Source organism: Streptomyces sp. B21-083 (assembly GCF_036898825.1).
Taxonomy (GTDB): Bacteria; Actinomycetota; Actinomycetes; order Streptomycetales; family Streptomycetaceae; genus Streptomyces.
The window spans coordinates 5,166,976-5,179,248 of sequence record NZ_JARUND010000001.1 but is presented as its reverse complement, the minus strand read 5'-3'; the positions used below and the strand labels follow the sequence as shown (position 1 = coordinate 5,179,248).

At 70.7% G+C, this 12,273-nt stretch carries 10 protein-coding genes and 1 pseudogene; 4 read left to right on the top strand and 7 right to left on the bottom strand.

Annotated features, from left to right (window positions below; genetic code table 11):
- Positions 1–206: 206 nt before the first annotated feature.
- Together QA861_RS23255 and QA861_RS23250 are read right to left on the bottom strand one after the other, a co-directional pair.
- The gene (locus tag QA861_RS23255) at positions 207–410 is read right to left on the bottom strand and encodes a cold-shock protein (RefSeq protein WP_006373337.1); all 204 of its coding nucleotides are present in this window, start codon (positions 408–410) and stop codon (positions 207–209) included.
- A gap of 488 nt (positions 411–898) precedes the next feature.
- Positions 899–1,096: a hypothetical protein gene (locus tag QA861_RS23250; protein WP_334590220.1), complete on the bottom strand. Its 198-nt coding sequence runs from the start codon at positions 1,094–1,096 to the stop codon at positions 899–901.
- 187 nt (positions 1,097–1,283) lie between these two features.
- Here QA861_RS23250 and QA861_RS23245 point away from each other — a divergent pair, with 187 nt between their 5' ends.
- Positions 1,284–2,018 (top strand): DUF4142 domain-containing protein, encoded by a 735-nt coding sequence (locus QA861_RS23245; protein ID WP_334590219.1) that lies wholly within the window; start codon positions 1,284–1,286, stop codon positions 2,016–2,018.
- A 16-nt stretch (positions 2,019–2,034) separates the two neighbouring features.
- Here QA861_RS23245 and QA861_RS23240 read toward each other — a convergent pair whose 3' ends face one another.
- Positions 2,035–3,729 carry a glycoside hydrolase family 13 protein gene (locus QA861_RS23240; protein ID WP_334590218.1) on the bottom strand — a complete coding sequence of 565 codons (1,695 nt, stop codon included), beginning with the start codon at positions 3,727–3,729 and terminating at the stop codon, positions 2,035–2,037.
- Positions 3,730–4,042: 313 nt separating this feature from the next.
- Between QA861_RS23240 and QA861_RS23235 the strand changes: the two genes are divergently transcribed.
- On the top strand, positions 4,043–4,990 hold the full coding sequence (locus tag QA861_RS23235) for an LAETG motif-containing sortase-dependent surface protein (RefSeq protein ID WP_334590216.1): 948 nt from the start codon (positions 4,043–4,045) through the stop codon (positions 4,988–4,990).
- A 393-nt stretch (positions 4,991–5,383) separates the two neighbouring features.
- Here QA861_RS23235 and QA861_RS23230 read toward each other — a convergent pair whose 3' ends face one another.
- On the bottom strand, positions 5,384–6,340 hold the full coding sequence (locus tag QA861_RS23230) for a nucleoside hydrolase (RefSeq protein WP_334590670.1): 957 nt from the start codon (positions 6,338–6,340) through the stop codon (positions 5,384–5,386).
- Positions 6,341–6,608: 268 nt separating this feature from the next.
- On the opposite strand from QA861_RS23230, the gene QA861_RS23225 reads away from it, so the two are divergent.
- Positions 6,609–7,646 (top strand): hypothetical protein, encoded by a 1,038-nt coding sequence (locus QA861_RS23225; protein WP_334590215.1) that lies wholly within the window; start codon positions 6,609–6,611, stop codon positions 7,644–7,646.
- A gap of 93 nt (positions 7,647–7,739) precedes the next feature.
- On the opposite strand, the gene QA861_RS23220 is transcribed toward QA861_RS23225, so the two are convergent.
- Positions 7,740–8,405 carry a GAF and ANTAR domain-containing protein gene (locus QA861_RS23220; protein ID WP_334590214.1) on the bottom strand — a complete coding sequence of 222 codons (666 nt, stop codon included), beginning with the start codon at positions 8,403–8,405 and terminating at the stop codon, positions 7,740–7,742.
- 340 nt (positions 8,406–8,745) lie between these two features.
- Here QA861_RS23220 and QA861_RS23215 point away from each other — a divergent pair.
- A pseudogene (locus tag QA861_RS23215) lies at positions 8,746–9,382 on the top strand (hypothetical protein).
- Between the two features lie 104 nt (positions 9,383–9,486).
- Here the strand turns inward: QA861_RS23215 and QA861_RS23210 are convergent.
- Together QA861_RS23210 and QA861_RS23205 are read right to left on the bottom strand one after the other, a co-directional pair.
- Positions 9,487–11,559 (bottom strand): TerD family protein, encoded by a 2,073-nt coding sequence (locus QA861_RS23210; protein ID WP_334590669.1) that lies wholly within the window; start codon positions 11,557–11,559, stop codon positions 9,487–9,489.
- Positions 11,560–11,710: 151 nt separating this feature from the next.
- The gene (locus tag QA861_RS23205) at positions 11,711–12,256 is read right to left on the bottom strand and encodes an RNA polymerase sigma factor (protein ID WP_334590213.1); all 546 of its coding nucleotides are present in this window, start codon (positions 12,254–12,256) and stop codon (positions 11,711–11,713) included.
- Positions 12,257–12,273: the final 17 nt, after the last annotated feature.

The window sequence follows — 12,273 nt, the reverse complement described above, 5'->3', positions numbered from 1 at the left end:
CGGCAGCACACAGGGGCCGTGGGGACGGGCCGAAAGGAAACGAGCGGTGAAGGGGAATGACCCCAAGAATCAGGGACGGCGACCGATGTCCGGTACTGAACCGTCCCGAAAAAACTGTGAGCCGGGGCCCGCACCCCTAGGTGCGGGCCCCGGCCACAATCACGTGGGTTTGCCGGTCCACTGGTGGACCGCCAGGTTCACGCGGATCAGGCGGGGAGAATGTTCTCCGCCTGCGGGCCCTTCTGACCCTGCGTGACGTCGAACGTCACCTTCTGGCCCTCGTGGAGCTCACGGAAGCCCTGGGTGGCGATGTTCGAGTAGTGAGCGAAGACGTCGGCGCCGCCGCCGTCCTGCTCGATGAAGCCGAAGCCCTTTTCCGCGTTGAACCACTTCACGGTACCGGTGGCCATGTCAAATCTCCTTGGGGCATGCTCGGGGGCCCGCACCGTGCGGACCCCGCGTCGCCGCAATGATCGCCCCGCCGGAACTTACACCGGAAATCTTTGGGAACCACAACTGCAACTGAAAACTACGCTAGCACAGAACCTGGCCCCACGGACGTGCGGCAATGTCACACGTCCGACGGGAATACTCGCTCAAGCTCACCCAGGTCAGGGGCCGTGGGGACGTCCTCACGGGTGCCCAGGGTGAGTGCGGCCATGCGGTGCCCCAGTCGCCGCCCCGCCGTGGCATCCCGATCTTCGAGGAGGGCGGCGAGGTATCCCGGCTGCGAAGGCGTTTCGGGAGTCGGCCTCGTCAAGGCCGAGGCAGACGATGTCCGCGGCGCGGGCCGAGCGTCTCGGGCACGGCAGCCCGCGTCACCCGCGACCGCCTCCCCGAACTGGGCGCGCTGCCGGCGGCGGGGCCGGGGAGGGGCAGCGTTTTCTCGGCCGGTGCTTCAGGAACCGTCGTCGCCGGAGTTCTGGCTGCCCGAATTCCGGCTGGAACGGGACGACTTGCGCAGCATCTCACCCGCCACCAACGTCACCTGGGCCACCCCGCGCACCCAGCGTGGCCCACCCCGCGACGCCCACACGACACACACGCATCCTCCGACGACCAGCACGAGAACGCCGATCAGCACGAGTATCTGCACGCTTTTCCCCCGCTCCAGGGCCCTCGGTGTCGGGGCCTGTGACACCCGACATCCTGTCAGTTCGTGACACCGGCGACGCCCGGCTTCATGGTGCACCTTTTACGGAGGCCATACGGAGACGAAAGGTTCCGACCATCACCCCTCTCCGTATACCTCCTCGACGACTCCCGTCGCTTCAGGAGGCAAGGTGCGTTTCACCCGGAGTTCGACCGGCACCCTTTTTGTGGGTGGCGCGCTGGGCCTGACCCTGGCCGCGCTCGCCTACCCCGCCATGCTCGGTGTCCAGACCGTGTCCAGTTCGCCCACCCGGGTCGTCGCGCAGACCTCGGCCGGCCCGTTGACGGAGGCCGACCGCGACTTCGTGGTGAAGGTGCGGGCGGCCGGGCTCTGGGAGTACCCGGTCGGGCAGATGGCGATCGCGAAGGGGACCTCACCGGCGGTCGTCACCGCCGGGCAGCATCTCATCGCCGGGCACGCGGGGCTGGACGCGACAGTGCGGCGGATCGCTCCGCAGCTCGGGGTCACCATTCCCAACCTGCCCAGTCCGCAGCAGCAGGGGTTCATCTCCACGCTGACCGCGGACAGCAGGGGGAACCAGTTCGACAGCGACTTCGCCAACATCCTGCGCATCACCCACGGGTCGATCTTCAACACCATCGCCAAGATCCGGTCGACCACCAAGAACACGCTGGTCCGCGCCCTCGCCGACCAGGCCAACAACACCGTCCTCGACCACATCACGGTCATGGAGAAGACGGGGCTCGTCAATTTCGACACGGTGCTCTTCCAGGAGACCACCCCGCCGAAGCTGCCCGCCTCCGACGTCACGCCGCCGGTCCCCGCACCGGGCGCCCCGATCGTCGTCCTCACCCCGCCGCCGAACACAGGCGGCTATCCGTCTCCCAGTCCCACGGCAGGGTGAGCGCCGGCCAGGACGGCTACTGGGACAGGTCCTGGCGGCTGCCGAGCCAGACCGTGGTGTCCGGGCCCAGCCGTCCGTCCGGCTCCAGTGACACGCTGCTCAACAGGACGTCACCGGGCGGTAGTTCGACCGGCGTGGCCGACAGGTTCGTCACGCAGCGCCAGTCGTCCGTACGAGTCAGGTCGAGGACACCGGGGGCGGATTCCGCCGCCCAGGTCAGGGCCTCGCCGTCCAGCAGGCGGCGGCGCAGGCCGAGGGCCGTGCGGTACAGCTCCAGGGTCGAGCCCTCGGCCCCGTCCTGTGCCTCGACGGCGTACGACGCGAAGACCGGCGGCTGCGGCAGCCAGGCGCCGCCCGCGCCGAACCCGTACGACGGGCCGGTCGTCGTCCACGGCAGCGGCACCCGGCAGCCGTCGCGGCCCTTGCTCGTGTGCGCCGTCTGTTCCCAGATCGGGTCCTGGAGGGCCGCGGCGGGCAGGTCGGCCACCTCGGGGAGGCCCAGTTCCTCGCCCTGGTAGACGTACGACGAACCCGGCAGCGCCAGCATCAGCAGCGTCGCCGCCCGGGCCCGGCGCAGGGCCGCGGCCTCGTCGACCGGCGGGGCGGCGCCTTCCGACAGCAGCCAGGCGTTCAGGTCGGTGCCCGCCGGGAGCGCGAGACGGGAGGCGTGGCGTACGACGTCGTGGTTGGAGAGGACCCAGGTGGCCGAGGCGCCCGCCGAGCGGGCCGTGGCGAGGGAGTCGGTGATGACCCGGCGCAGCTCCTCCGCGTCCCAGCCCGCCTGCAGATACTCGAAGTTGAAGGCCTGGCCGAGTTCGTCCGGGCGGGCGTACAGGGCGCGGCGGGCGCCCGGGACCCAGGCCTCGGCGACCGCCATGCGGGGCGGGGTGTAGGCGTCGAGGATCTTGCGCCAGTCGCGGTAGATCTCGTGGACCTCGTCGCGGTCGAAGAAGGGGTGGGTGCCGGGCGGGAGGGCGGCGAGGGCCTGCTCGCCGCTCAGTTCCGGGGCGCCGAGGTCCCGCAGCGGCATGTCGAGGTCCTTCGCCAGGGCGTGGGCGACGTCGATGCGGAAGCCGTCCACGCCCCGGTCGGACCAGAAGCGGAGCGTGGTGCGGAAGTCGGCGCGGATCTCCTCGTTGGCCCAGTTGAGGTCGGGCTGTTCGGGCGTGAAGAGGTGCAGGTACCACTGGCCGTCGGGCGCCTGGTTCCCGGTCACCCGCTGCCATGCGCTGCCGCCGAACACGGACTGCCAGTCGGTGGGCGGAAGCTCGCCGTGCGCACCCCTTCCGTCCCGGAAGACATAGCGGTCGCGGGCCGGGGAGCCGGGCGCCGAGCGCAGCGCCTCCTCGAACCACACGTGCCGCCGGGAGGTGTGGTTGGGGACGATGTCGACCATCACCTTGAGGGCGAGGCGGTGCGCCTCGGCGACCATGGCGTCGAAGTCGTCGAGGGTGCCGAGCCGGGGGTCGACGTCACGGTAGTCGGCGACGTCGTAGCCGCCGTCGGCCAGTTCGGACGGGTAGAAGGGGGAGAGCCAGAGGGCGTCCACGCCCAGCGCGCTCAGATGCGTCAGACGCCGGGTGACGCCCTTCAGGTCGCCCAGTCCGTCGCCGTCGGCGTCGGCGAAGCTGCGCGGGTACACCTGGTAGAAGACGGCCTGGCGCCACCAGTCGGGGTCCCGGGAGGAAAGGTCCAGAGTCGGTTCGGGCACTCGTTGTCTCCTTGCTGTGGCTCTTCTCCTGCGGACGGCAAACCCAAACTGTCCACTTCGCCGGGAACGTGAACCCACGCGCCCCCGGAACACACCCTTCCTTGTGTGGCGAAATGGTAATTAAGCACGAACATCCTTTGCATTCCACCAAGTTGACACCCCGGTCCGCACGATTCACGATGTGCGAACGCTGTGGCGCATGTGACCAATGGGCCCGGCGTTCCTCACACCAGACTCCCTCGGCACGGCCCGGCAGCAACGCGCTGCCCTCCCGCCGTACCCGGGTTCTCGCACACGCCAAGATGGGATCCGCATGTCCATACTGAGACGTGTCAACGCGCTGCACCTCCTGGGAACGGGCGCGGCCACGCTCGCCCTCTGTGCGGCCTCGGCCTCGGGGGCCTGGGCCACGGGCACGCCCGGCGGCGACGGCTGGGGCTCCAAGACCGGCGGCTACAAGCCCGGCGCCGGCGCGGGCACGAAGACCGAGACCGACCGCTGCCAGTTCTCCCTCGACGGGAAGAACTTCTTCGACTCGGTCCGCGTCGACGACCAGAACCTCAAGCCCACCGAGGACGGCAAGATCCACGTCCAGGTGCGCACCGCCGGTGACGCCAGCACCTGCACCGCGTCCCTCGCCTCCTACATCGCCCACGGTGCCACCTTCGGCACCTCCGGTCTGCAGGTCTTCGTCGACTTCGACACCGTCACGGTCATGCAGGGTCAGACCGACTCGCTCGACATCGCGGTGCCGGACGCGGGCTGCTTCGCGCAGATCGACCTCTACCGAGGCAAGGTCAAGTTCGACGGCGAGTTCGACACCAACGACGGCTTCGAGCACGGCGACCTGCCCAAGGGTCCGGACCGTCCGGTCATCAAGGACAAGCTGATCGCCGCCTGGAACGGCGGTACGAAGGACTGCACGACCACGCCTCCTCCGGTCGAGGAGACCCCGGGCACCCCGACCCCGACGCCTCCGGTCGAGGAGACCCCGGGTACGCCGACTCCCTCCGAGCCCGCGTCGGAGACGACCCCGCCCGTCACGGAGACGCCGGGCACCCCGACGCCCTCCGAGTCGACCCCGGAGTCCACCCCGCCGGCCACGCCGACGACCCCGGACAGCACCCAGCCCCCGCTGGCCGAGACCGGCGGCGGCAGCGCCACCGGCCCGATCGCGGGCGGCGCCGCCGCGCTGCTGATCGGCGGCGCGGCGATCGTGATGGCGACGAAGCGACGCAAGGCTGGTCGCGCCGGTTCGTGATCACGAACATGAACATGTCCTGAACGACGTCCTGAACGACGTCGTGAACAGGGCCTGATGTACGTCCGCCCCGGTGCCGCTCCTCGCGAGCCGCACCGGGGCGGACGTCGTTGACGGGTGTTCTTGCCAGGCGGTTAGGACCTGTCCGGCCGATCAAGTCGCAGGAAGACAGCGGCTCCTGTCTGATCCCGGTGAGCGGGGTGATGGGGGTCCCCCCGCGCGAGGTTGTTCGAGCGTGGGGGAGCGTGCAGCTGCAAGGCGGAGGAGGGCGTCGACGCGATGGGGGTCCCCCCGCGCGAGCGAAGTCGAGCGTGGGGGAGTCGGTAACCGACGACAACGCGGCAGCTGTGCGGGCCACACCCCGCGTCTGCGACATGACCGGCCGGACAGGTCCTAGCGGCTCCGGCCCTCCACCGTCCTCAGATACAGCTCCACATACCGGTCCACGTCGATGTCCAGCGCCACGTCCACCAGCGGTCGCGCACGGGCGCCGTGGTGGATCTCGGACTCGCCGGGGCGTGGTCTGCGGTCGACGATCGTCTGACCCCGGGCCGGGCCGGGGGCGAGGGAGACCTCGACCGGCAGCAGGCTGGTGGTCAGCCCGGCCGGGTCGGCGACCGAGCAGACGGCGCCCGCGTCGCCGAGGCCGCCGGTGGGCGTGGGGTCGCCGGTGACGGCCGGGTCGCGGTGGGCCAGCAGCTCCCCGGCGAGCCGCGCACCCGGTTCCGCGCTCGCGCGCAGCCGCTGCACATCGACCCCCGGCACGACGACGCGCCGGAAGACGTCCAGGCCGTACATCGTGATCGGCACCCCGGCGGTGAGGAGCACGGCGGCGGCCTCCGGATCGTGCCACACGTTGAACTCGGCGACGGGAGTGGCGTTCCCGACCTCCACCGCGCCGCCCATGAAGACGATCCGCTCGATGTTGCCCGTCACCTCGGGGTGCGTACGCAGGAGCAGGGCGATGTTGGTGAGCGGGGCCATCGGGATCAGCGTGACCGGGCGGGGCGAGCCGAGTATCTCGCGGCGCAGCAGGGTCACCGCGTCGACGTCGACGGGCCTGCGGTTGCTGGGCGCGGCCAGGCCGAGGTCACCCAGGCCGTCCCGTCCGTGCACATGGGCGGCGGGCCGCGCGGGCTCGATCAACGGCCGCTCGGCCCCGCGTGCGACGGGCACATCGGGGGCGCCGGCCTGGTCGAGGACGGTGAGGGTGTTGCGTACGACCTGGTCGACGTCCGTGTTCCCGGCGACACAGGTGACCGCGCGGAGGTCGATTCCCGGGTGGCGTACGGCGAACAGCAGGGCCAGGGCGTCGTCGATGCCGGTGTCGCAGTCGATGATGACGGGCACGGGGTGAGATGGACTGGCGTGTGCGGCGGGGGCATCGGGCTGGGCGTGGGTGTGGGGTTCCGCAGTCGTCACGGTGAGGGCTCCTTTCCCGGCTGCACAGGTTCTCAGAGTCCGGGCCGTTCAGCGCCCTGTTTCAGTCCCCGTGCTCCTGGGGGCGTCTCGCGGGGCGTCTCTCACCCGTACGGCCCGGCCCGGTGGTGGGACCGGGCTCGCAGTGGTGCCGTCGGAGGAGCGATCTGGCGTACGGCACCTATGGAGGAACCCCTTGATGACCCGTCGGCCCTCGCCCCGTGCGGTACGTCTGCTCGCCTCGGCCCTCGGGATGGGCACCCTGCTGACGATGGCCGCGTGCACGCACGACGGGTCCCACGCCGGGGGCGGCACGGAACTCAGGCAGGCCAGAGCCGCCGCCTCCCCCACCCCCGCACAGCACGCCTCCGCCTCCCCGGCCGCCCCGCCGGCCCTCACCGCCGCCCAGGCCCGTGGCGCCCTTCTCACCGTCGCCGACCTCGGGGCGCCGTGGACTCCCAGCGAGGGCGCCGCGCTCTGGCGGGACGCGCTGCTCAAGGCGAAGGCGGACAACGCCGACTGCGGACGTCTCCTCGACGCCGTGTACACGGAGGAGTTGCTGGGCGAACCGGCCGGCGCCCGTGCCGTCGCCGGGTTCGACGACCACGACGACGGCGGACAGCTCCGCTACCAGGTCAGGGCCGCCCACCGCGCCGACGTCGACGAACGGCTCGCCTGGCTGAGGACGATGCCGCAGAAATGCGCCCGCTTCACGGCGGTCGGACCGCGCGGCGCCCGCCAGGAGGTGCGGGTCAAGGAGGTCCGGCTGCCCGACGCGGGGGACGCCAGGCAGGGGCTGCGGCTGTCGACGAGGGGCGAACTGGACGGCGCCCCGGCCACCCTCACCCTGGATCTCGCCGCCGTACGGGTCGGCGACGACGCGATCGTCCTCACCAACGGCGGCCTGGCCGAGCCCCGCACGGAGTACACGGTCCACGCCCTCCAGGTCGGCGCCGAACGCCTGAAGCAGACCAGGAAGGACACTCCGGTCGCGCCGCAGACCCCGGTGCGGGACGAGAGCCAGAGCCCGAGCCCGACGCCGACGCCGACGCCGACAGTGAGCCAGAGCCCGACGCGGGGCCCGGTCCAGCCCCAGCCCCGGCCTCAGCCCCAGGAGCCGCAAGGGGCAAGCAACGGGAACGGACAGGACTCGGAGCAGGCGCAGGAACAGCAACAGGAACAGGGCACGGATCAGAATCAGGACCAGGGGGAGGGATCGGACGAGGACTCGTACTGACCCGCGACCCCGGGCCTCGCCCCCGGGCCTCGTACCGACACCTGCCCCGGACGCCTTCCCGGACACCTGCCCCCATGCCCAGCCCCCAGCGGTCTACCCCCTGTCGAGCCGTCTCCGCCGTCCCACCACCTCCCGCGCCACCGCGAGCACCGTGCGGCCGTGGGAGTAGGCGTGCGCGCGAAGGCGCACCAGGGCCTCGTCCGCGTCGACGCCGAGCTGGACCATGATCATCCCGGTGGCCTGGTGGATCTCGTCGTGGTCCGCGACCAGCCCGCCCAGCCGGGCGGTCCTGGACAGGTCCGTCAGCGACACCGTCACGATCCTCGCCACGCAAACGGCCGTCCCCAGCTCGCCGGGTGTCAGCTCCCCGACGGTGTCACGGTAGAGGTCCAGTGTGCCCACGCAGATCCGGCCACTGCCGAGGGGCAGCGCGTACACCGCGCACACGCCCAGTTCCCTCGCCTCCTGGGCGAAGACCGGCCAGCGGCGCGCGTCCCGGCCGGACGTCAGATCGGACGCGAGCACGGCAACGCCGGAGGAACCGGCACACTGACAGGGCCCGTCACCCAAGGTCGCCTGTATCTCGGCCAGTTGGGCAGCCCGCGCGTCGGTCTCGGTCAGCCGTACGGGCACGCCGTCGGAGCGCAGCGACACACTCGCGCCGGTCACCGGCAGCAGTTCGACGGCGACATCACAGAGGCGCCGGGGAATCTCGCCGGGTCGGGAGTGCCGTACCCGCTCGACGATCGCGTCAGCCATCCGCCCAAGATGCCGATCGTGCCCTTCGTGCCGACCGTCCCCGAACCACACGGTCATCGCCTCCCGGAACCCTTCGAGTCCTTCGAGTCCTTCAGATGTCCCGGGTACCCACGGCACCTCGTTCACGCATGCACACGCCGCTGTAAATCGATCACCGATCACCCTCCGTCCCGCAAGGGCAGCACGGTGTTGGTGACACCACCCCCACATCGGCCACTCAGGCCCAGGGACGAAGCGCGCCGCGACCGGCACGATCCATTACATGAACAAGACGACGAAGACACAGCAGCCAGTGCGGCAGACAACGCGGCAGACCACGGACACGCCCCACCCGGCCGGCATGAGCGAGCGGACCGCCCGTCGCCTGACCGGCGTCACGGGTATCGCCACCGCCGTCGCCCTGATCGTCGAAGTGCCCCTGTACTTCATCTACTCGGGCCCACCCCCGGACGCGAACGTCCTGGCCCGCCTCCTGGTCGGGATCATCGCGCCGGCGTTCCTGATCGTCTTCGTGACGAGCTTCCGCCAACTGGTGAAGCGGGTGAACCCGGCCTACGAGTGGGCGGCCTCGCTGGCCTACTCGACGGGCCTCGTCTACGCGACGATCACCCTGGTCTCCATGGGCCTGGAGGCCGGCGCGGTGATCGCCACCGACCACTCGATCGACCCGACGATCGAGGTGAACGGCACCTCCATCCTCTACGGCTCGATCAGCCGCCTCCTGCTCGCCCTCTTCCTGGCGGCGACCGGATACACGATCGCCCGCACGAACCTCCTCCCCCGCTGGACCACCCGCTCGGCGTACGTCCTGGCGGGCATCAACCTGGCCTTCGTACCGTCCCTGTACTTCGGCAACACCCCGGGCCCACTTCTACGCGGCGAACGGCTGGGGCACGACAGCCCTGATGGGCGCGATCCTCAGCTACTGGCTGCTCGCCCTGGGCATCTCGACGTACCGCAGCGGCGCGAAGCGCTGAGACTGGGGTTCTGAGACTGAGACTCCCTCAACTGCCCTGCCCCGTACGGACATCGCGGCGCCCGCCTCCCCGGCAGGGCGCCGCGATGTCCGTACGGGCGCGTGTCAGTTCGCGGCGACGGCCGCCTCCCGTGTACGGGGCGAGGGTGACGACGTACGGCGGTCCAGGTGGACGACGACGTGGGCGTGGAAGCGGTCGACGGATTCGTCGACGCTGCGGATGAAGCCCGACTCGGCGTTGCCGCGGGTGCTGCCCATGCTCCGGAAGAGGGACAGGCGGAAGCCGGTGATCGGCGTGCCGTCCTTGGGCAGCAGGTCGGCCGGTTCCGGGCGGAGGCGTTCCAGGGTGCCGCGCGGGCCGGGCGCCTGGTCGGCGAGCAGCGACTCGACGTGCAAGTCGGCCGGGGCGTCGGCGAGTTGACGGACCAGACGCTTCGACCAGGTGAGGGGGTAGCCCTGTTCGGGTGCGGGGATCTCGATGGACGTACGCAGTTTGCCGGTCCGCAGGTCGGCGCAGAGGGCGAGGATGCCGGGTGTGCCGTCGATACGGAGTTCGGCCTCCAGCCTGCCCTCCGCGCACAGTTGGTCGGCCAGGGCGGCACGGCGGGTGCGCGGATCACTGCCTCGTTTCGCGCGCTGCACGGGCAGTACCTTCTGGCCGAGTTCGCCGCCCAGCCGCAGGCACACCTGCCGGACCAGGCGCTCCCAGTTCTCGACGACATCGACCGCGCGCGAGTCTCCCTGGCACAGGGTCTCGTCGTCGATGCCGTTGCGTACGGGGACCCAGGCAGGGCCCATGTTCTGGAAGCCGTGGCAGCCGGAGTTCTCGTGCTGGAGGTAGTGCAGCAGTTCCTGGAGCAGCCAGGCGTGGGCCGCGTTGCCGACGCCCTCGTGCCGGATCAACATCTGTGCCTGGTGGGCAACTTCGGCCCAGGACAGGTGCCAGAGGGCGACCTTGTGCTTGCGCCGGCCGTCCGTCTTGACCTCGACGAGGGGACTGCCGTCGAGTTCGACGTCGTTGGACAGGGTGATGACGGCCTCGTAGCCGCGCCTGGCGGCGATGTCCGCGTACGCCTGCACCTGGTCCGGCTTGAGGGAGTTGCCGTTCGTCTTCGTCTCGACGAGCGCCGTCCACAGTTTGCCGGCCCGCTCGACCCGGATCACGCCGTCGGGACGGCGCGGGGTGTCACCGCTGGGCAGCGTGACCTCGGTGAACGTCTCCATCCGCCCGGCGGGCGCCCCGAACCCAGCCGTCAACCGCCGCCCGAACTCGGGGACTTGGGCCATCACCGACAGCAGTACGGACGTCGCCCGGGTCTCACGCTCACGGTCGCTCTTGAGGGCGGAAGCGGGGAAGAGCCTCGCCACCCGCCAGGCGTCGTTCTCGGCGAGGGACTTCCTGGCCACCCTGGGCAGCGTGACCTTCTTCTTCGCCGTACGCGGGCGAGGCGCCGCCTTGGCCGCCGGCTGATCCGGCGGTACGGGCCGCACCGGATCCATGGGGCGCTCGCTCGTAGGCTGGGCGGGGATGGCGGGCAGGTGCTCGGCCTGCGATGCCTGGGGCGCCTCCGCAGCCTGCGCTTCCCGCACTTCCTGCGCTTGCTGCTTCTCCGCCGCCTCTCCTGCCTCCGAGTCCTCCGCGTCGTCGTCGACGTCGACGCCGAAGTCCGTTGCCAGGCCCACGAGTCCGGACTCGTACCCCTGGCCGATCGCCCGGAACTTCCAGTCCCCGCCCCGCCGGTAGAGCTCGCCGAAGAGCAGCGCGCCCACCTCGCCGGGGTCGTCGACGGAGAAACGCAGCAGGTTCTCCCCGGCGCCGTCGGCGAGCGTCAGTCGCAGGTCGTGCAGGTCGGAGAAGCGGGCGCCCTCGTAGCGGCTCGCCGCCACGACGATCCGCTCGACGTCGTCCGCGATCACCGTCAGGTCGAAGGTGATGCGGTCCTCGTTGCCGTCGGCCGTGGGTGCTTTGCCCAGCAGTTGCACACTGCCGTCGGCGGCAACGGGATTGTTGTAGAAGTAGAAGTCCCCGTCGCTGCGCACCTTGCCGTCGGCGGTCAGCAGCAGCACGGACACATCCGCGTCGCCGTCCCCCGTCGGACTGCTCCAGCTCAGTCTCACCATCACCGAGCCGACGTCCTCGCTCAACGCGGCCAGACCTACATTGGCGCCCTTGACCATCTCGTGCACGAGGCCCCCCAGATGCACCGTAGTGATGTGCGACGCGCACCACACCCCGCGCATCAAGGGAACTTTAGCGCCGGACAGTGACCAATGTTCCTGAATGGCCGGAAGGGACCGCTGTCTGCTACTTCCCTACTTCTTTGGTTCCCTACTTCGCAGGCGCCCCGAAAGCCTGGTGGGTTCCGGCGTCGAAGATCGTGGCCTCCGAGTTTTCCTCGTTCGCGGTCAGGCCGGTCACCTCGGCGATCCGGCTCGGTGTCAGTTCCTCGTACGCCCACAACTGGACGATCTCCCGGTCCAGCGCGCGGAGTTGGGCGAGCGCCGTGTGCAGGGCGGTGTGGTCGGCGTCCGCCGGCTCCGCTACCCCGGCCGCCGTGTTCGCCGTCCACGTCAGGCGTTCCAGGAGTGAGCGTCTACGTCGGTCCGCGCGGCGGGCGTTGGCCAGGCAGCCGCGGGCCACGCCGTAGCACCAGGGCAGTACGGCGTCGGGGTCCGGGGCGGGGACGGGCGCCGTGTCCAGCCCGGGCACGTCCTCGATACGGCGCCACAGCACCAGCAGCGTCTCCGCGAGGACGTCGTCGACCTGGTCGGGTTCCGCACGCCGCAGCAGATAGCGGTGCAACGGCTCCGCCACGACCCGCGCCAGCGCCTCGAAACGGGCCCGCTGATCCCGGGCGGCCCTCTTCTCCGTCATGGATTCCACGCCCTGCC

Coding starts and splice junctions, on each gene's coding strand:
- QA861_RS23255 (WP_006373337.1), bottom strand. CDS start 410: ATGGCCACCGGTACCGTGAAGTGGTTCAACGCGGAAAAGGGCTTCGGC.
- QA861_RS23235 (WP_334590216.1), top strand. CDS start 4,043: ATGTCCATACTGAGACGTGTCAACGCGCTGCACCTCCTGGGAACGGGC.
- QA861_RS23225 (WP_334590215.1), top strand. CDS start 6,609: ATGACCCGTCGGCCCTCGCCCCGTGCGGTACGTCTGCTCGCCTCGGCC.
- QA861_RS23220 (WP_334590214.1), bottom strand. CDS start 8,405: ATGGCTGACGCGATCGTCGAGCGGGTACGGCACTCCCGACCCGGCGAG.
- QA861_RS23210 (WP_334590669.1), bottom strand. CDS start 11,559: ATGGTCAAGGGCGCCAATGTAGGTCTGGCCGCGTTGAGCGAGGACGTC.
- QA861_RS23205 (WP_334590213.1), bottom strand. CDS start 12,256: ATGACGGAGAAGAGGGCCGCCCGGGATCAGCGGGCCCGTTTCGAGGCG.